Below are 19,509 nucleotides of genomic sequence, written 5' to 3'. Positions count from 1 at the left end.
AGCCGCACAGCCGGGCAGCCGGCGGTGCCGCATATAGAGGAGACTGACACCGCCATGAAAACCTTGTATCGCTCCCGTACCGACCGCAAAATCGCGGGGCTGTGCGGAGGAATCGGCCGCACGTACGGCTTCGATCCCGGACTCGTCCGGATCGGCTTCATCGCCGTCGGCGTCTTCAGCTGCGGCACGGCCTTGCTGCTCTACGCCGCAGCCAGCGTCGTCCTGCCCAAGGAGCCGGAATGGAACGGCCCGCCCCCGCGGGAGCCTTTCTACAGCTGATCGCCTCACCGCAGCTGTTCACCTGACTGCAACTGCTCGCCCGACTGCAGCTGACCACCGACTGCAGCTGATCGCCTCACCGCAGCTGATTCATTCCCTCACCCCCAAAAGGAGCGTGTATCCATGAGCGTATTCGACCGTATTTTGAACCTGACCAAAGCGACCGCCAACGAAATGCTGAACAAAATGGAAAACCCGACGCTGATGATGAACCAATATATCCGCAACATGGAAGAAGAGATCGACGGCATGAAGAGCGAGCTGCACCGCCAGCAAGCGGCAAGCCGCTCGTACGGCTCCCGCCTGGAGGAAGTGACGCAGCTCGCCCAGCACAACCAGGCCAAGGCCGAGGAGGCGCTGCGCGAAGGCCGCGAGGCGGAAGCCCGCGCCGCGCTCGAAGCCAAGCTCCGCTACTCCGATCAGGAGCAGGAATACCGCCGCTTGCACGAGCAGGCGAAGCATGCCTCCGTCGAGCTGGAGATCCGGCTGGACTCCGCCAAGGAAGAGCTGCAGCGCCTCATCCAAAAGCGCAACGAACTGAGCGAGCGCATCCAAAAAGCCGAAGCGGCCGCCGAGCGCACCGCTCCGAGCTTCAGCCACGGCTTCGAGCCGGGACGCGCCTCGCGCGGCTTTGAGCGCATCGAGGAAAAAGTACTCCAATGGGAAGCCCAGCTCGGCCTGAGCCGGGACTACAAAGGCCCGTCCGCTTCCTCTTCGAGCTATGCCGGAGGCTACGAGGCCGCTCCATCCGCCGCGCCGGACAACGGCCGCTCCGCCGCCATCGACGAGCAGCTCGCCGACCTGCGCCGCAAGATGAAGGGCGAGTAATCCTCCGCTCAAAAAGGCTATCCTGAAACCCAGGATGGCCTTTTTCCTGTCGAGCCCATTTCAGGGAAAGAGAAACAATTGCCCGCCCTGCCGCGTACAACATGGAAAAGGAGGTCTGCCTCATGACGCGCATCACCCTCGTCTTCCTCTCCGCCGGGCTCGGCTTGGCGGCCGTCGCCGGCGCGGTCGGCCTCGTGGCCGGCCAAGACTCCCTCGTCCGAATCTCGGCTTGGAGCGGCGGCATTCCGCTGCTGCTCGCGATGCTGTTCTCCGGGGCATTCATCCAGGCGGATTCCCGGCGCATCGGCACCTACACGGACGACGGCGAATCGCTGCGCCGCCGCAACGATTGGTCGGCCCGCTGCCTGCTGCTGGCGGTTCCGAGCCTGCTGCTGTGCGCTGGCGCTTATTTCCTTTAATTCGAAAGGAGCTCCTGCCGATGACGATGCGTCGGTTCCTGGCCAGTCTCGTCTTTTTGTCCACGAATATCTTCCTGGCCGCCTATGCGCTGGACATCAAGCAGTTGCCCGGTCCCGCCTGGGTCAACGACGCGGCGGACGTCGCCTACGTGCTTGGACAGGCGCTCGTCCTGCTGCTCGCGGAGGTGCGCCGGCCGCCGGCCGAAAAAGCGCTGCGCCTCTACTCGCTGGTCTCGCTCGTAATGCTGGTCGTCTTCGCATCGGTCAAGCTGGCTTGAGGCTGCCGCAGCACCCCGGCAAGTATTGACAGCTTTTTGAATCGGTGATAGGCTCAACTCGTTGCGAGTGATAGTGATTCTCATTATTGATCGCAATAAATTATCATCAATCACCGGGGGTAACAAAATGAAAAGGCTTTTGTCTGGCACGACAGCCCTGCTTGCCGTGCTCCTGCTTACGGCAGCTTGCGGTTCGACAACGACGGAAAACACCGGCTCTGCCGCTACGAGCTCTCCCGCTCCGAGCTCTGCCGAGACGGCAGGTCCGATCGTCATCAAGCATGGAAAAGGCGAGACCAAGCTGGATAAGCCGGCTGAAAAGGTCGTCGCCCTGGAGTGGATCTATTCCGAGGAATTGATCGCGCTCGGCATTCAGCCCGTAGGCAACGCGGACAACAAGGAATACAAGCTCTATGTCACGGACGAAGCCGCGTTGGCGGACAGCGTCACGGACGTCGGCTTGCGCTGGGAGCCCAATCTGGAGACGATCGCCTCCTTGAAGCCGGACCTCATCATCTCCAACACGGACAACAACGACGCGATCTACGACCAGCTCCAGGCCATCGCTCCTACGATCGAGTTCGATCCATATCCGAACGAAGGAGATGCCTACACGGGCATGGTCAACGACTTCAAGACGATCGCCCAAGCCGTGGGCAAATCGAAAGAAGCGGAGCAAGTGCTTGCCGATCTCGACGCGCACTATGCGGAGGCCAAGCAGAAGCTGGCGGACGCGGGCAAGGACAACTTCCACTATGTCATCACCCAAGCGTTCACCAGCCAGAACGCAGCCGCGCTGCGCATGTTCACCGATACCTCGACGGTCGTCCAAACGCTCGACCGCATCGGCTTGATCAACGACTGGAAGTCGGAAGAATTCGAGAAATACGGCTTTACGGACGCGACCTTCGAATCCTTGCCGGCCGTGAGCGGCTCCAACTTCATCTATATCGTCCAGGACAATGACAATGTCTTCGGCGAATCGGCGAAAGACAACAAGGTGTGGAACAGCCTGGACTTCGTGAAAGAGAACCGGACCTACGGCATCGGCGGAGATACATGGACGTTCGGGGGCCCGCTTTCTTCCAAAGCATTGGTCGACCGTGTCGTCGACGCGATCACAAAATGAGAACAAGCATCCTATTCGGGGGCGGCGCTGCTGCCCTCTTCCTTTTGCTGATTGCCAGCCTATGCTTCGGAGAAGCGCAGATTACGGTCCATGTCGTCGCGGACGCCCTTCTCCATCGCCAGGATGCGCTTGAGCATCATATCATCTGGGACATGCGCCTGCCGCGCGCGATATTGGGCGTCCTGTCCGGAGCAGGGCTGGCCGTGGCCGGAGCGCTGCTGCAGACCGCGACCAAAAATCCGCTCGCTTCCACCGATACGCTCGGCATCAATGCGGGCGCTTATTTCATGGTGGTCGCCGGAACGGTCTACTTCCCGACCTTGCTTCACCAGTCTCCGTTCCTCTTCGCCGCCGCCGGCGGCGGCCTGGCCGCGCTATGCGCCTACGTGCTCGGAGGGGGGCGGGCCGCGACGCCGATCCGGCTGGCCCTGTCCGGCATGATCGTCGCGATGGTCATCGGCTCGTTTACGAGCGCGCTGCATATTTTCCATGCCACCGAAACCCAGTCGCTCTTCCTGTGGGGCTCGGGCTCGCTCGCCCAGCTCGATTGGCACGGCGTCGCCTACGCTTGGCCGGGAGTCGTCGCAGTCGTGCTGATCGCCTTTTTCATGAGCAGGCAATTCGATGTCCTGAACCTGGATCCGTCCACCGCCCGATCGCTCGGGCAAAAGGTGGAGCTCGCCCGCTTCGCGGGGTTGACGCTGGCCGTGCTTGCCGCTTCCGTCGTCGTCAGCGTCGCCGGACCGATCGGCTTCGTCGGCCTCGTCGCGCCGCATCTCGTCCGCCTGAGCGGACTGAGCAAGCATAGCGGCCTTTTGCCGGCAGCCGCCCTGTGGGGAGCCGTGCTGCTCACCGGAGCCGACGTCCTGGCGCGGATCGTGCGCAGCAGCATGGGGGAGATGCCCGTCGGCGCGATGATGGCCATCATCGGAGCCCCTTGGCTGATCTGGCTCATCCTGCGCAAGATGAACGGCGCCTTGGGCTCGCCGCCCTCGTCGCCGATGTCGATCGGCTCCGGCCGCGTGCCGATCCGGTTTCCGCTGCTCGCCGCCATCATGCTCGCGGCCGTCGTCTCCTTCATCCTCGTCAGCATGACGATGGGCGGCACGCGCATCCCGCTCGGCCAGCTCTTCGCGAGCCTGATCGGCTCGGAGCAGGCCGGCTCCTATTCCGTCCTCTTGAACCTGAGGCTGCCGCGCACCCTTGTCGCCGCAGGCGCAGGCATCGCGCTGAGCGTGAGCGGCGTGCTGATCCAAGCCTCCGTCCGCAATCCGCTGGCCGACTCCTCGATTCTCGGCGTGACCTCGGGAGCCGGCTTCGGAGCCTTGCTGGTGCTCATCGCCTGGCCCGAGTCTCCGATCTTCCTGCTCCCGATCGCGGCTGTCGGCGGGGCCGCCGCGGCTGCGGCGATCATCTTCCTGTTCGCATGGCGAAAATCGCTCAGCCCCGCGGTCCTCATCCTGCTCGGCATCGCGGTTTCCGCTGTCGGCTCTGCTGGCATTCAAGCGCTGATCGTGCTCGGTCCCCTATGGGGAAGCACCGGCTACATCTGGCTGACGGGCTCGACATACGGACGCACATGGACTCAAGTCGGCGTGATCGCCCTCTTCCTGGCCGTCCTGCTGCCTGTGGCCGTGCGGCTGAGCCGCAAATTCGACGTGCTGGCGTTCTCCGACGACAGCGCCGCCGGACTGGGCCTGCCGGTGCGCAAAACCCGATTGGCCGCGATGACGACAGGCGTCCTGCTCGCCGCAGGGGCCGTCGCCGTCGCCGGAACGGTCGGCTTCCTCGGACTGATCGTCCCGCACATGGTCCGCAGCCTGATCGGCCACAACACGCGCCGCTCGATCCTTTTGTCCAGCCTGATCGGAGCTCTCCTCATGGTGATGGCCGATGCCGTCGGCCGTACGATCCTCGCTCCGGTCGAGATTCCGTCCGGACTGTTCATCACCTTGATCGGGGCGCCCTATTTCCTGTTCTTGATGTTCCGGTCGCAGACGAGAAAGATCTGAGCATGCCGAAGCCCCCCTGCCGCTGCGCGCGGCCGGAGGGCTTCTTCGAGTCCAATTACGGAACCGGGCTGCCTGCGATCTCCGCAGCTGCGCGCCCGAGTCCGGCCGGCTTATCGTCCCGCATGCTCCAGCACGAACTGCAGCTTGTCCCGACGATGGGCGCCGTTCACCTCATGGCCGAGAAACGGGTAGTCGCGGATTTCCTTAGGCGCATGGATGCGGTTGTACGCCGCGTAGACCGTCTCCGGAGGACAGATCGGGTCCTTCCAGCCGACGCTTGCGAGCACCGGCGCCGAGATGCGGCAAGCGAGATTCATGTTGTCGAAGCAAGCCAGATGCTCCAGCAGCCGCGACAGCTCCTCCGGCTTGCGGCTCGCCAGCTGCCCGGCCTCGGACAGCGAGCCGGCCGAGCTGAAGATCGCCTGGTCGACATGGCATAGGTTCGGGATGTCGGCGAGCACGGCCGCCAGACCGATGCCGGCGGGCGCCTCCAGGCCGCATAGCGCGGCCACCGCCAGCGCGAGGCCGCCTCCTTGGCTGCCGCCGCAAGGCACAAGCCGGCGCGCGTCGGCCTCCGGCTGCGAGGCCGCCGCCTGCAGCGCCTTGAGGCTGTCGACAAAAAGCGCCATGTAATACGTCCGGTCCGGCCCCTCCAGCAGATTTTGCGTCATCCATCCTTTGGCCATGCCATGCAGCGAGGGCAGCAGGCTGCCCGTCTCGCCCCCTTGGCCTCTCGCATCGACGGCCAGCACCGCATAGCCGGCCAGCAGCCAGCCCGCATGGTCCTCGGGGTAGCCGGCGCCTGCCGTGTAGCCGGGGTAGATGACGATGCACGGAACTTGCCGGCCCTCCCGGGCCGCTTGCGCGGGCACCATATACAGTCCGCTTACCGGCGTCTCGTCATAGCCCTCATACGTGATCCGATACACATCCGCATAGGGAAACAGCTCCTCGTCCACGCGCTTGCGCGTCTCGCGCAGCGGCTTGCTCCAAGCCTGCTTGAGGCGCGGCTGCCAGAACGCCTCGCTCTTCTCCTTCTCCATCGTCAGCGGCGGCATATACAGCTGCAGCTCCATCTTGCGCCGCTGTAGATGGTTCAGCTCGGTGTTGCCGGGTATGCTCGCATAAGAATTCATCATCCCGCCTCCTCGCCCACTCGGGCTTCCTACTGTGCAAAGGGTACCTGCTTCGCCCGCCCGCCGTCAACGCCTCGTTTCCTATTACCCATTCCGCTCTCGCTCCCCAGGAACATTTGTTCCGTCTTTTTTTGGATTGCTGCCACCCTGTTGTCACAGCTGCCGGTTAAGCTGGATTCAGATCGCAGCCCGGCAAGCTTGGACTAGGCATTCCCGCCTTTCCGCTTGACGGGGAACCCAAGGAGGAACCCTTTATGATGGCAGATGACCTATATCGCTACGAGCTGGAGCTGAAGCGGCATCACCGGCAGTCGGGCCAAGCGGCAGGAGGGCCGAGGCTTCCGGGACAGGCCGCGCCTCCGAATCCGCTCGTCCGCCCCGGCGGCGTTCGGCTCGGCACCATGAGCCACGGCGCCGGCCGCGCGCTCCTGTCCTGGCTCCGCAGCTGACCGGACGCAGGGCGCCGTCGGCAAAAAAAGCCTCCGCCCTCCCGGCAAGCGGGATGGCGGAGGCTGGATCGATCAGGCATAATGGCAGGCGGCCCAGTGGGACGGGTTCGGTCCGACTTGGCGCAGCTCCGGCACTTCGGCCGCGCAGCGCTCGGTCGCCGCCGGGCAGCGGGTGCGGAACGGGCAGCCGCTCGGCGGGCTGATCGGGCTCGGCAGATCGCCGCGCAGCACGATGCGCTCCTTGTTCGCCTCGATCTCCGGATCCGGGATCGGGATCGACGAGAGCAGCGCCTGCGTGTACGGGTGGCGCGGATCGGCGTACAGATCCTCGCTGTCGGCGATCTCGACGAGCTTGCCGAGGTACATGACGGCGATGCGGTCGCTGATGTGCTTGACCATCGCCAGGTCATGCGCGATGAACAGGTACGTCAGGCCTTCGGCGCGCTGCAGGTTCTGCAGCAGGTTGACGACCTGCGCCTGGATCGACACGTCGAGCGCGGAGATCGGCTCGTCGGCGACGATGAATTTCGGATCGACCGCGAGCGCGCGGGCGATGCCGATGCGCTGGCGCTGGCCGCCGGAGAATTCATGCGGGTAGCGCGTCAGATGCGAAGGGTTCAGGCCGACCTTATCGAGCAGGCGCTCGACGGCGACCTTGCGCTCCTTGGGACTGGACACGAGCTTGTGGATGTCCAGCGGCTCGGCGATGATGTTCTCGACCGTCCAGCGCGGGTTCAGCGAAGCGTACGGATCCTGGAATACCATCTGCATCTCGCGACGGAAAGCCTTGAGCTTGGAGCCTTTGAGATCGTAGATGTTGGAGCCGTTGTAGCGCACTTGGCCGGAAGTCGGCTCGTACAGGCGCATGATCGTGCGGCCGGCCGTCGACTTGCCGCAGCCGGACTCGCCGACCATGCCGAGCGTCTCGCCCTTGCGGATGGACAGGCTCAGGCCGTTGACCGCCTTGAGCGTCTTGCCCTTGCCGACTTCAAAAAACTTGCTGAGGTTGTCCACCTCGAGCATCGCGTTCGGTTGGCTTGCCATCGGTTCTCCTCCTTACTCCGGCTTGGCGTGGAGCCAGCACTTGGATTCGTGGGTGTCGCTGTGCGTGAACATATACGGATCCTGCTCGAGGCAGACCTCCATCGCGTACGGACAGCGGGCGGCGAACGCGCAGCCTTGCGGAGGATTCGCCATGTCGGGAGGCGTTCCATCGATCGGGATGAGCGGCTCGTCCTTGCGCTGGTCCAGACGCGGCAGCGACTTGAGCAAGCCTTGGGTGTACGGATGCTGCGGCGACTTGAAGATCTCGAACTTGTTGCCGCGCTCCACGACTTGGCCCGCATACATTACGATCACTTTATCACACATGTCGGCGACGATGCCAAGGTCATGCGTGATAAGGATGATCGACGTGCCGAGCTTCTCCTGCATGTCCTTCATGACCTGCAGGATCTGCGCCTGGATCGTCACGTCGAGCGCGGTCGTCGGCTCGTCGGCGATCAGCAGCGTCGGGTCGCAGCTGAGCGCGATCGCGATCATCGCGCGCTGGCGCATGCCGCCCGAAAACTCGAACGGGTACTGCTTCACGCGGGCTTCCGGGTTCGGAATGCCGACGAGGCGGAGCATGTCGACCGCCTTTTTGGAGGCGGCGTCCTTGCTCATGTTCTGGTGGCGCGTCAGCACCTCGACGATCTGGGAGCCGATCGTCATCGTCGGATTGAGCGACGTCATCGGGTCCTGGAAGATCATTCCGATATCGCGTCCACGCACGGATTCCATCTGCTTCTCCGTCTTCTTGAGCAGGTCGCTCCCCTCAAAGACGATCTGTCCGCCCTTGTACGTGCCAGGCGGCGTCGGAATGAGGCGCATCATCGACTGGGCCGTGACGCTCTTGCCCGAGCCGGATTCGCCGACGATCGCAAGCGCCTCGCCCTTGGCCATCTCGAAGGATACGCCGCGCACGGCTTGGACTTCGCCGCCGCGCACGCGGAACGAGACGCGCAGATCATCGACTTTAAGAATCGGTTCCATGGTGCTTCACCTTCCTCATCTATCGGTTGCTTGGCGCAGGGGCCGCGCTAGGCCCGCTGCGAGAAGTCATATGAAATGCTGCCGCCCTGCCTTCACCGGCAGCCGGCGGCGGCAGAACGTTCATGGTCGGATCGGACGTTTTATTCCACCCGGGTCTTCGGATCGAACGCATCCCGAAGTCCATCGCCGAAAATATTGAACGCGAGCATGGCGAGGCAGAGCATGCCTGCCGGGAACAGCAGCGTCCACGGGTAGATCGTCCAGCTCGTAAGCGAGTCGTTGATCATGACGCCCCATGATGCGGCCGGGGATTGCACGCCGAGGCCGAGGAAGCTGAGAAACGCCTCCGCGAAGATGGCGCTCGGTACGGTCAGCGTCATCGTGACGATGATCGGGCCCATCGTGTTCGGGATGAGATGCTTGAACAGAATGCGGAAGCCGCCGGAGCCCATGGCTCTGGCTGCCAGGACATACTCCTGGTTTTTGAGCTGCATGATCTGGCCGCGCACGATCCAGGCCATGTTGATCCAGCCCGTCGCGGTGAGCGCGATGATGAGCGTCCACATGCCTTGGCCGAGCACGACGCCGAGCAGGATGACGACGAGCAGGTAAGGAATGGAGTAGAGAATTTCGCTGATCTTGTTGAGCACCTCGTCGACCTTGCCGCCGAAGTAGCCCATGATGCCGCCGATGATGATGCCGAGGATGACGTCGGCGATGGCGGCGACGATGCCGACCGTCAGCGAGATCTGAGCGCCTTTCCAAGCGCGGGCGAACAGGTCGCGGCCGAGCTCGTCCGTACCGAAGTAATGCGTGCCGCCTGGCGCGAGGAACGTGTCCAGCAGCTGCTGCGAGCGGAAGTCATGCGGCGTGAACAGCGGGTAGATGACCGCCATGATGATCATCAGCAGCAGCACGACACCCGAAGCCATGGCGAACTTGTTGGCCGTCAGCTTCATCATGGCCAGCTTCCAGGTCGTGTAGCTCGGCGCCATTTGCTGCTGCGCGAAATCGCGCTTTTTCAGCGGCACGAACTTCTTCGGATCGGGAAGAGGCCGTTTCGTTTCTTTGATCTGGTCCATTGTTGATCAGCCTCCCTTGCTGCTCTTCTTCATCCGCGGATCCACCATCGCGTAGCCGATGTCGGCGAGGAAGCGGGCGAACATCAGGATGACCGCATAGAACAGGGTAATGCCCATGATGAGCGGATAGTCGCGGTTCGTGACGCTGTTCGTGAAGAACTGGCCGAGTCCCGGCACGTTGTAGATCTTCTCGACGACGACGCCGCCGGTGATGATGTTGGCGCTCATCGGCCCGAGATAGGTGACGACAGGCAGGATCGCGTTGCGCAGGCCATGGCGGAGCGTGATGCGCAGCGGCGACATGCCTTTGGCCTTGGCGGTGCGGATGTAGTCGGCCGTCAGCACCTCCAGCATGGAGGAGCGGGTCAGCCGCGCGATGAACGCGATCGGCAGCGCCGACAGCGCGAACGTCGGCAGCACGTAGCCGAGCGGCGAGTTGAGGCCGGACACCGGCAGCCATCTCCACTCTGCGCCGATATAGTACTGCGTGACGGAAGCGACGACGAAGTTCGGGATCGAGATGCCCAGGATGGAGATTACGACGGCGAACTTGTCGATGAGCTTGCGGTTGTACATCGCGGAGATCATGCCGAGCGCGACGCCGACGATGACCGAGACGATGATCGCGAAGATGCCCAGCTTGGCCGAGTAGAGGAACGACTGGGAGATGATCTGCGTGACGGTTTGGCCCGGCGTTTTATAGGAAATGCCGAGATCGCCCTGCACGATGTTGCCCAGGTAGACGAGATATTGCTGCCAGAGCGGCTTGTCGAGGCCGTAAAAGGCTTTGAGAGCTTCTTGCGCAGCCTTCGGAGTCTTTTCATCCAGGAAAGGGTTGCCCGGCACCGCCTGCATGAGGAAGAAGGTCAGGGTTGCAAGGACAAACAGAGACAGGAGAATGTTCAGAAATCTCCGGCCGATGAAACGAATCATTCCAGCACCTCTTTTCATTACCTTGCCCAACCGCAAAGAAAGAAGGGACGTCCGGAGACGGTCCGGCGCCGGAAAGCGCCGGACGACGGCTCCTGCCGCGGTCCCTTCTTCTCTCTGTCAGTTGCTCAGGCGGTATGCTTATTTGGAGATGTAAGCGTAGTTGTAGTTGATGTTGCCGTTGTACGTCATGAAGGCATCCTTCACATAAGCCTTGACGAGGGAAGAGCTGGTGTCATAGTAAACCGGCATGACAGCCATGTCGTCGATCAGGATTTTTTCCGCTTGAGCGAGCAGCTTCACGCGCTCAGCCTTGTCGGCGGAAGCGTAAGCGTCCTTGATCAGCTTGTCGTAATCGGCGTTTTTGTAGCCGATGTCGTTGTTGCCGCTGCCCGTGATGTAGAGGTCGAGGAACGTCATCGGATCGTTGTAGTCCGCGCCCCAGCCTGCACGAGCGATGTCGTACTTCAGGTTGGTGCGGTTGTCGAGGAAGACTTTCCATTCCTGGACTTCGGTCTTCACTTCGATGCCGAGGTTCTGCTTCCACATTTCCGTGATTGCGGTCGCGATCTTGGCGTGCTTGTCCGACGTGTTGTAGATGAGCGTCGTCGCCGGGAAGGAGTCCATGCCCTCTTCCTTGAGGCCTTCGGCCAGCAGCGTCTTGGCTTCATCGACGTTTTCGGAGAAGTACGTCTCTTGCGTCTCTTCGCGGAAGCTCTTCTCGGCGCCGGTGATGCTAGGCGGCACGAATCCGAATGCCGGCTTCTGGCCTTCGAGCACGACGCGGTCGATCAGCAGCTGGCGGTCGATGGACATCGACAGAGCCTTGCGGACCTTGGCGTTGTTGAACGGCTTTTTGCTTTGGTTGAAGATGTAGTAGTACGAGCTCGCGGCGTCGGTGATCTTCAGCTGCGGATCGTTCTCCTTGCGAAGCTTGTCGATCTGCGGGCCCGGAATCGTGCCCGTCGGCTTGCCGGCCCAGTCGAGCTGGTCCGTGTTGAAGTTGTTCAGCTCGGTGTTGGAGTCCGCCATCATGGCGAAGTCGACCTTGTCGAGCTTCACGTCGGCTTGGCCGTAGTAGTTCTCGTTGCGCTCGATCACGACTTTGGCGTTGTGCTCCCATTGGGTCAGCTTGAACGGACCGTTGCTGGAGAAGGTAGCGGCTTCGTTCGCCCAGTTGGGATCTTTTTCGACGGTGACTTTGTCGACCGGGTAGTACGTGTAGAAGTTGACGAGGCTCAGGAAGTACGTCGTCGGGTTGACGAGCTTCACTTCGAGCGTCGTGTCGTCGAGAGCCTTGACGCCTACGCCGGCTGCATCGCCCTTGCCGGTGTTGTAGGCTTCAGCGCCTTCGATGTAGTACAGCTGGTAAGCGTAAGGAGCCGGCTTGGCCGCGTTCGGGTCGAGCGTGCGCTTCCAGGAGAATTCGAAGTCATGCGCGGTGACCGGGTTGCCGGAAGACCATTTGGAGTCCGAGCGGATCTTGAACGTGTACGTCTTGCCGTCCTCGGATACTTCCCAGCTCTCGGCCATGCCTGGAACGGTCTCGCCGTTCTTGTCGTTCTTGGTCAGGCCTTCGAAGATGCCGTCGGCTACCGTGCCGGACACGTTGTCCTGCATCAGGGCCGGGTCGAGCGTCGGAGGCTCGGACGTGAGGTTCATGCGGAACACTTGGTCGCCGGAAGGAGCTGCCGCTTCTCCGCCTGCATTGTTCGCAGCCGCATTCTCGTTGCCCGTATTGGCTGCGCCGGTGTTGCCTGCATTGCCATTATTGCTGTCGCCGCATGCAGCAAGTACGCCGCCCGCGATCATAAGTGCCGCCAGTGTCAATCCTGTCTTTTTGTACACTAACCTTACACGCCCCTCACATTAATGGTTGAATAGCATATATTGAATTATACTATTCTACTTGATGAAGCACAACTTGCATTATTTTCTTTTGCCAAATAAATTTATCACTATGCACTCATCGTGTAAATCATTTAAATTTACTGATAATTATGCAGTTTTATTGACTAATACGTTGTCGCTTTATTCAATTAACGCAAATGTTTGATAAAGTAAAACATCTGCATAATATAAGCTTTTTTTGCTTCCATTCCCTTCCTTGTCCGCTTGCGGCCTCTTGGAGGCCAGAAACCGACATGAATATCCATTCATATTTATTCATAATATTTCACGCCATTCCTGGCTCCGCAACGGCCGGGGCATCCGCATCCGCTCGGCTCCGGATTCGCTTCTCCGTTTCCGAGGCTCCTTGACGGGATCGTCCGCCTGTGTATTTTTACCTGCTCTCCTTGGTTTTATGTATCTGTCCCAAGGCCCTCCCCGACGCCGCATCCGCCCTACGCCAAAATCGTTTTCTGCGAGAACGGACCTAAGCCTCCTGTCCTGTCGAGACGGGAGGCCGGCCATAGATTCCATTCTGATGTCAGGTATTCGAAATGCCTGGAGCCGTGTTCTTCTTCTCTTGCCGATATTCTGTCGGCGTCATCTGGAATCGCTTGCGGAACACCTGCGTGAAATGCCGCATGTCCTGATAGCCGATCCGCTCCGCGATCTCTCCGAGCTTCAGATCGGACTCCCGCAGCAGCTGGCGCGCTTCCTCCAGGCGCAAGCCGATCAGGTAGTCCTTGAAGCCCTGGCCCGTCTTCTGCTTGAACAGCTGGCTGAAATAGACCGGATTGAGATAAACGACGGCCGCGATCCGCTCCAGCGACAGCGACTCCTCCCGATAGTGGGCGGCGATATATTGAAGGGCGACCTCGATCGCCTTGTTGTCGCTGCCGCCCTTGATGCGCAGCGGCGCCTGGCCCGGCTCGTCCGCGGCCGTCATCGTCCGGTACAGCTTCCGCACGGCGTCCGGAACTTCCCGGATCTCGCCGATCCGGCCGCTGGAGGCGATCTGGAACGGAATCCGCAGGTAGCGGCCGAGGTAGCCGCGCAGGCTGGCCAGCAGGCCGGACAGCGCCTCCTCCGCTTCCACGGCGGCGACGCCGATGAGCGTATGCCGGTCATAGCTGACGACGAATCCGTCGCCGCTGCGCTCCAGCAGCTCGCTGAACACGTTGTCCACGACAAAATGCTCCAGCCCCGCGTCGCGCAGTCCCGGCTCGAGGCGCACCATGACGAGATGGAACGAAGGATAGCAGTCCATCAGGGAAGGCACGTCCAGCTGCCCGACATCCTGGCCCGAGGCGAGCCGCTGGAACATCGCCTCGCGCAAGTATTTGCGGCTGCTGCGCAGCAGCTCTCCCTCCTTGAGGGCGCTGCTCTCCGCCGCGAGCTCGGCCGCCAGCTCCCCGACGAGCTCCAGCAGCCGCTTCTTGCCGATCGGCTTCAGCAGATAGTCCTTCGCGCCGAGCTGCACCGCTTTTTGCGCGTAGGCGAATTCCGAATGAGCCGAGATGACGACCCATTTGATGGCGGGATAACTGCGCCGCGACAGGCGCATGAACTCCAAACCGTCCATGCCGGGCATGAGGATGTCGGTCAGCACGATGTCGATGGGATGCTCCGACAGCACGCGCGCCGCCTCGTCGGCCGAGGCGGCCAGATGGATGCCGCAGTCCGGCAAGGACTGCTCCAGCGTCCGGCGGATGCCGGTGCGGATGATGCTTTCGTCGTCTGCGATCAGGATGTTCATGACTGCTGCGTCTCCTCTCCCTTTTGCGAGTCGGCTGCCGGCGCAGGCTCCGCCTGCGCTTGCGTCCGTCCGGCCAGCGGCGGGATCGGCAGCGTCAGCCGGATGACGGTGCCGCCGTCCGGCTCGCGGTCCGCCTGCAGGCCGTAGCCGGCGCCGAACGTGTGGCGCAGCCGGCGATGCACGTTGGCGAGCCCGATCCCGCCCTGCCTGCGCTCGGCTCCCTGCTGGATCTTGACCTGCGGCGCAGCCTCGAACGAGGCGCGCAGCCGCGCGAGCGTCTCCTCCGGCATGCCGACGCCGTTGTCGCGCACCGTCAGCAGCAGCCGGCCTTCCCGCGCCTCGGCCGTCAGCTCCAGCCGGCCGTCGCCGGACAACGGCTCGAGGCCGTGCTTGACGGCGTTCTCGATGACCGGCTGCAGGATCATTTTAGGCATCGGCACGTCCAGCCATTCCTCCGGAATGTCGATGCCGACCGACACCCGGCCCTCCAGCCGGATCGTGATGATCGTCAAATAGTCGCGGATCTGCTCCAGCTCCTCCCTCAGCGTCACCGGCGCGCCCTGCTCCCAGTGGCTGCTGTAGCGGAACATCCGCGAGAGCGCGAGCACGACCTCTCCGAGATCGTCCTCCTCCCGCTCGTCCAGCATCCAATAGATCATGTCGAGCGTGTTGTACAGGAAATGCGGATTGACCTGGGACTGCAGCGCGAGCAGCTCGGCGTTCTTCTCGCCGGCCGCGCTCTGGCGCACCCGGTCGACGAGCCGTCCGATCTGCCGCACCATGCGGTTGAACGAGGACGCCATCGCGTCCATCTCGCGGTAGCTGCCCGATTCGATGACGCCCTGGAAGTTGCCGAGCTCGACGCGCTTCATCTCGCGGATGAGGCGGCGCATCGGCGAGGAGATCATGTTGGACAGCACCGAGGCGGCGACGATTGACAGCAGCACGAGCACGACGCCGACGATGATGAGGTAGCGCTGCATCTCGACGAGCTCCACCTTGAGGTCGCGCGCCGGCGTCACCGTGATCGCCGTCCACTCCGCGAACGGCAGGCGCGAGGAGACGACGAGCTTGCCGTCCTTCTCCGTGACGAGCGATTCCCCGGCCGTCTCCGGACGCGGCCCCTCGGCGATCGCCGGCAGCTGCCGCGCTCCGCCGGTCGAGCTCACGAGCCGGCCGCCCTCGTCGATCAGATACACCTCGCTGCTCGGACTCAGCTTGAGGTTGGCGAGCGCCGCGACGATGGGGGCTGGACTCGACTCGTACAGCACGACGCCGATCGGGCGATGCTCGTCGAGGTCGAACAGCTGCCGTCCGAAGGCAAGCACCGGACGATGCTCGTTCTGGTCCACGATCGACGACGGATAGATGCCGAGCCAGACGATCTTGCCGCCTTCCTCGACGATCGAGCGGTACCAGTCCGCCGAGCGGTAGCCGGGCACCATCTCATTGATGTAATTGCCGTAATTGTACACCGGCCCGCGGTCGGTGATGATATGGATGCCGATCATATCGTCGCGGGAGAAGTAGTTGGTGCCGATGATGTTCGTGATCGCCCGCTCGTTCGCGAACCGCTCGCGCGGCTCGGTCGGGCTCGCCTGCAGCAGCCGCACGAGGTCGAAGTTGTTGGAGATCGACTTGGACAGGCTGTCGAAGCCTTTGTCCAGCAGGTCGAACAGGCCGATCGTCTGCGACACGTTGCGCTGGGACAGGTCGGTGATCTTGCGCTGCAGCTGCTCGGTCGTGCGGTTGTAGAACAGCAGGCTGACGACGATGACGATCCCGGTCATGCAGCAGAGCAGCACGAGAAAGAGCCGTTGCTGGAGCGTCTGGCTGCGCGGCCACATGAGCGTCCCCCCTTTGGACGGCAGAATGACGGCAAAGCCCCGCGCTCCCGCGCGAAAAAAATTCGCGCGGGAGGCGGGGTTCGCTTTTGAAGCGGATGAACCGAATGAAGCGGTTGACGATGAAGGCTCCGGACCGCTCCGGCAGAACCGGCCCTGCCCGGCTCTGCCGAGAGCGTCAGCCCTTGACGGCGCCGGCCACCATGCCCTTGGTGATGCGCTCGGACAGGATGAAGTAGATCAGGATGACCGGAATCGCGCCCATCACGAGGAACGCGCCGATGTTGCCGTAATTGGTCGTGTACTGGCTGACGAAGCTGTTGACGCCGAACGGCAGCGTCTTGAGCCGCTCCGAGGAGATGAACGTCGCCGCCAGGATGTACTCGTTCCAGATGTTGATGAACGTCAGGATGCAGACGGTCATGATCGGCGGCACCGAGATCGGCAGGATGATGCTGCGGAAGATCCGGTACACGCTCGCGCCGTCCATGAACGCCGACTCCTCGATCTCATGCGGGATGCCTTTCATGAAGCCGCTCAGGATGAACACCGCGACCGGCGTCTGGAACGCGATGTACGGCAGGATGAGCGACCAATGCGTGTTGAGGATGCCGATGTTCTTGAACATGACCATCAGCGGCAGCAGCGTCGCCTGCATCGGGATCATGAGGCCGAGCATGAAGACGAGCAGCGCGGCCGGCGCCAGCTTCCAGCGGAAGCGGGAGATCGCATAGGCGACCATCGACGCCAGCACGATGACGACGACCATCGTGATGACGGTGACGAAGATGCTGTTGAACAGATAGCGCAGATAGTTGCCCTGCTCGTACGCCTCCGTATAGTTCGCGAAGCGCGGAGACGCCGGGAGCGCGAAGAAGCTCCCGCCTAGGATTTCCTCATTGGTCTTGAAGGAATACAGGATGAGCCAGAGCAGCGGGTACACCTGCGTGACGACAAGGATGCCGAGGAGAAGATACACGACTCCTTTTTTGATGGATGCCATAGACCGTATCTCCCCCTTAGCCGACCTTTTTCTCGATGCGGTTGAAGACGCCGTTGATGACGAAGGTGAACGCCAGGCAGATGAACACCAGCGTCATGGCCAAGGCGCTGCCGTACCCGTACTTGAAGGTCAGGAACGTGTTGTTGTACATGAGCGTCGAGATGACGTCCGTCGCGTGAGCCGGTCCGCCGCCGGTCATGACCATGATGAGGTCGAACGCCTGCAGGGAGCCGATGAACGCCAGCACGATGGAAATCTTGAACACCGGCACGATGAGCGGCAGCGTGATGTAGCGGTCCGCCTTGAAGCCGTCCGCGCCGTCGATCTTGGCCGCCTCGTAGATGTCGGACGGGATGTTCTGGACGCCGGTGAACTGGATGATGAGGTGATAGCCGAAATACTGCCAGAGCGAGACGAAGTACAGGCAGTACATCGCGAACTGCGGCGAGCTCAGCCAGGCGCGCATATGCTCCTGCATGCCGAGCGCGTTCAGGATGCCGTTGATCATGCCGCCCATGTCGAGCGGGTTGTAGATCGTCTTCCACAGCTGGCCGATGATGACGACCGACAGGATGACCGGCATGAAGTAGATCGACACGAGCCGGTTGCCGCGCTTGACGTAGCGGTTGATCAGGATCGCGAACAGCAGGCAGATCGGAATTTCCGCCATGGAGAACACCGCGTACATCAGCGTGCGGCGCACCGCCGGCCAGAAATGCGGGTCATGGAACAGGATGTCGACGTAGTTGTCGAGGCCGACGAACGTCTTGTTGACGCCGATGCCGTCCCACTCGACCAGGCTCGTATAGCCCGAGATGACGATCGGGACGAATACCATCATCATATACAGCAGCAGACAAGGAAGCACGAAGATTCCGATCGTCCACCAACGCACTTTGAGCACATTCATGGTTTTATCTCTACTCCTCTCCCGCAGCGGACGAGAGCCGTCCGCTGTGCCGAAAAGGCAAGGACAGCCCCCTTTCGGGGAAACCGTCCTTGCCGCCCGGCCTTTCTTCCGGCCAGGGGGCCGGCTAGCTGCCTATCGCAGGCTTACTTGTTGGCCGCGAACGCGTCCTGATGCTCTTTCGCCACTTGCTTGGAATCGACCTTCTGCACGAAAAGGTTCTGGATGCTGCTCAGATGAGCCTGGGCTACGGCCGGGTTCATCGTGTTGTCGAAGGCGAGGTCGCCGCCGCTGACGCTCTTGAACAGATCGAGGATGCCGACCGCCAGATCGGAGTAGCCCGCTGCCGCGAAGTCGCCTTCGACGACTTGGCCGAGGCCGACTGCGTCCTTCAGCTCGAATTTCTTTTTCGGGAAGTTCGTCATGAAGTAGTTCAGGAAGTCCTTCGTTTCTTGCGGATGCTTGCTGTTCGCGCTGATCGCGAAGCCGGAGCCCGGCGCCAGCATGAACTGGTTGACGTCGCCCTTGCCGTTCACCGTCGGGAAGGAGAACGCGCCGACCTTGCCCGCTACGCTGGAAGCGTCGATGTTGCCTGTTTCCCACGAGCCGATGATAAACATGGCCGCTTTGCCCGTCTTGAAAATGTTGCCGCCTGCGTTGGCGTCGATGCTCGTCGCGCCCTCTGGGAACGCGCCGGCCTGCACCAGCTCCTGGAACGCGTCGACCGCTTCCGTGAATGCCGGATCGTTGAAGTCCTTCTTGCCGTCCATGACGTCCTGCAGGAAGCCCGGGCCGCCGTTCGTGCGGAGCAGGATGTTCATGAACAGGAACGAGCCGGTCCATGTATCCTTCTCGCCGATCGCGATCGGCGTGATGCCTTTCGCCTTGAGCGCCTTGACGTCCTCGAGCATCTCGTCGAACGTCTTCGGCACGTCGGTGATGCCCGCTTGGGCGAACAGGTCCTTGTTATAGTAGACGACCTCGATGTTGTTGCCGTCCGGCAGGGCGTATACGTTGCCGTCGAAGCTGTAGTAGTCGAGCAGCCCTTTTTGGAACGTATCCTTCAGGCCGTTCTGGTCGAGCATGTCGTTGAGCGGCGCAAGCACGCCCGCGTCGACGAACGGCTTCATCTGGGCGGCCGGATTCACGATCGTGATGTCCGGCACTTCCTTGGAGGCCGCTTGCGTCTTCAGCTTCAGCTTCTGCTGGTCGGTATTGAGCGAGTCGAGCTCGATCTTGATGTTCGGGTTGGCCGCCTCGTAGTCGGCGACGAGCTCCTTCATGATCTTGTTCGTCACGGAGGTTTCATCCGGGTAGATGTTCTGGAACGTGATCGTCACTTTTTTGCCGCTGTCGCCGCCGGAGGCTCCCGTATTGGCTGCCGCCTCGTTGGACGCGCCGCCCGTATTGGCCGCCGGCTCGTTGCCGCTGCCGCATGCCGCGAGGCCGACCGCCAGCGCGCCTGCCGTCAGCAGCAGCGCGGATTTCTTCAGAGCTTTCTTTTCGGACCTTCTCATCTGTTTTTCCACCTTT

At 62.0% G+C, this 19,509-nt stretch carries 18 protein-coding genes; 7 read left to right on the top strand and 11 right to left on the bottom strand.

The genetic code is table 11. The features are described from left to right. Nucleotides 1–54: 54 nt before the first annotated feature. From GE073_RS02405 to GE073_RS02380, 6 genes are all read left to right on the top strand, one after another. Nucleotides 55–279: a PspC domain-containing protein gene (locus GE073_RS02405; protein WP_028599454.1), complete on the top strand. Its 225-nt coding sequence runs from the start codon at nt 55–57 to the stop codon at nt 277–279. A gap of 123 nt (nt 280–402) precedes the next feature. After that, nucleotides 403–1,107, top strand: a complete 705-nt coding sequence (locus GE073_RS02400; protein ID WP_028599453.1) for a PspA/IM30 family protein — start codon at nt 403–405, stop codon at nt 1,105–1,107. A 122-nt stretch (nt 1,108–1,229) separates the two neighbouring features. Then, nucleotides 1,230–1,526, top strand: a complete 297-nt coding sequence (locus GE073_RS02395) for a DUF5316 family protein (protein WP_028599452.1) — start codon at nt 1,230–1,232, stop codon at nt 1,524–1,526. A gap of 20 nt (nt 1,527–1,546) precedes the next feature. After that, entirely contained in the window at nt 1,547–1,804 is a 258-nt protein-coding gene (locus GE073_RS02390) for a hypothetical protein (RefSeq protein ID WP_028599451.1), read from the top strand. Nucleotides 1,805–1,931: 127 nt separating this feature from the next. Then, nucleotides 1,932–2,933 carry an ABC transporter substrate-binding protein gene (locus GE073_RS02385; RefSeq protein WP_153782698.1) on the top strand — a complete coding sequence of 334 codons (1,002 nt, stop codon included), beginning with the start codon at nt 1,932–1,934 and terminating at the stop codon, nt 2,931–2,933. Next, nucleotides 2,930–4,945 (top strand): iron ABC transporter permease, encoded by a 2,016-nt coding sequence (locus GE073_RS02380; RefSeq protein WP_153782697.1) that lies wholly within the window; start codon nt 2,930–2,932, stop codon nt 4,943–4,945. Before GE073_RS02385 ends, GE073_RS02380 begins: the two co-directional genes overlap by 4 nt. A 110-nt stretch (nt 4,946–5,055) precedes the next feature. Here the strand turns inward: GE073_RS02380 and GE073_RS02375 are convergent, their stop codons facing one another. After that, nucleotides 5,056–6,081 (bottom strand): acetylxylan esterase, encoded by a 1,026-nt coding sequence (locus GE073_RS02375; RefSeq protein ID WP_194843250.1) that lies wholly within the window; start codon nt 6,079–6,081, stop codon nt 5,056–5,058. Nucleotides 6,082–6,335: 254 nt separating this feature from the next. Here GE073_RS02375 and GE073_RS02370 point away from each other — a divergent pair, with 254 nt between their 5' ends. After that, nucleotides 6,336–6,530 (top strand): hypothetical protein, encoded by a 195-nt coding sequence (locus GE073_RS02370; RefSeq protein WP_153782695.1) that lies wholly within the window; start codon nt 6,336–6,338, stop codon nt 6,528–6,530. A gap of 72 nt (nt 6,531–6,602) precedes the next feature. Here the strand turns inward: GE073_RS02370 and GE073_RS02365 are convergent, their stop codons facing one another. From GE073_RS02365 to GE073_RS02320, 10 genes are all read right to left on the bottom strand, one after another. Further along, a complete protein-coding gene (locus GE073_RS02365; RefSeq protein ID WP_028599447.1) occupies nt 6,603–7,574 on the bottom strand; it encodes an ABC transporter ATP-binding protein in 972 nt (323 codons plus the stop codon). A gap of 12 nt (nt 7,575–7,586) precedes the next feature. Further along, the gene (locus GE073_RS02360) at nt 7,587–8,564 is read right to left on the bottom strand and encodes an ABC transporter ATP-binding protein (protein ID WP_028599446.1); all 978 of its coding nucleotides are present in this window, start codon (nt 8,562–8,564) and stop codon (nt 7,587–7,589) included. 140 nt (nt 8,565–8,704) lie between these two features. Next, nucleotides 8,705–9,646: an ABC transporter permease gene (locus GE073_RS02355; RefSeq protein WP_028599445.1), complete on the bottom strand. Its 942-nt coding sequence runs from the start codon at nt 9,644–9,646 to the stop codon at nt 8,705–8,707. A 6-nt stretch (nt 9,647–9,652) separates the two neighbouring features. Continuing rightward, entirely contained in the window at nt 9,653–10,579 is a 927-nt protein-coding gene (locus GE073_RS02350; protein ID WP_028599444.1) for an ABC transporter permease, read from the bottom strand. 138 nt (nt 10,580–10,717) lie between these two features. Continuing rightward, the gene (locus tag GE073_RS02345) at nt 10,718–12,424 is read right to left on the bottom strand and encodes a peptide ABC transporter substrate-binding protein (protein ID WP_028599443.1); all 1,707 of its coding nucleotides are present in this window, start codon (nt 12,422–12,424) and stop codon (nt 10,718–10,720) included. 583 nt (nt 12,425–13,007) lie between these two features. Next, nucleotides 13,008–14,222, bottom strand: a complete 1,215-nt coding sequence (locus GE073_RS02340; RefSeq protein WP_153782694.1) for a response regulator — start codon at nt 14,220–14,222, stop codon at nt 13,008–13,010. Next, on the bottom strand, nt 14,219–16,069 hold the full coding sequence (locus GE073_RS02335) for a cache domain-containing sensor histidine kinase (RefSeq protein WP_153782693.1): 1,851 nt from the start codon (nt 16,067–16,069) through the stop codon (nt 14,219–14,221). Before GE073_RS02335 ends, GE073_RS02340 begins: the two co-directional genes overlap by 4 nt. A gap of 175 nt (nt 16,070–16,244) precedes the next feature. Beyond that, the gene (locus GE073_RS02330) at nt 16,245–17,069 is read right to left on the bottom strand and encodes a carbohydrate ABC transporter permease (RefSeq protein WP_028599440.1); all 825 of its coding nucleotides are present in this window, start codon (nt 17,067–17,069) and stop codon (nt 16,245–16,247) included. Between the two features lie 16 nt (nt 17,070–17,085). Next, the gene (locus tag GE073_RS02325; RefSeq protein WP_153782692.1) at nt 17,086–17,979 is read right to left on the bottom strand and encodes a carbohydrate ABC transporter permease; all 894 of its coding nucleotides are present in this window, start codon (nt 17,977–17,979) and stop codon (nt 17,086–17,088) included. 143 nt (nt 17,980–18,122) lie between these two features. Beyond that, on the bottom strand, nt 18,123–19,493 hold the full coding sequence (locus GE073_RS02320) for a sugar ABC transporter substrate-binding protein (RefSeq protein WP_028599438.1): 1,371 nt from the start codon (nt 19,491–19,493) through the stop codon (nt 18,123–18,125). Nucleotides 19,494–19,509: the final 16 nt, after the last annotated feature.

Origin of the sequence: Paenibacillus sp. B01, assembly GCF_009649995.1 — a bacterium.
GTDB classification, from domain to species: Bacteria; Bacillota; Bacilli; order Paenibacillales; family Paenibacillaceae; genus Paenibacillus_O; species Paenibacillus_O pasadenensis.
Note: the sequence above shows the minus strand (reverse complement) of the source record. Positions and strands in the feature narration are given on the sequence as shown.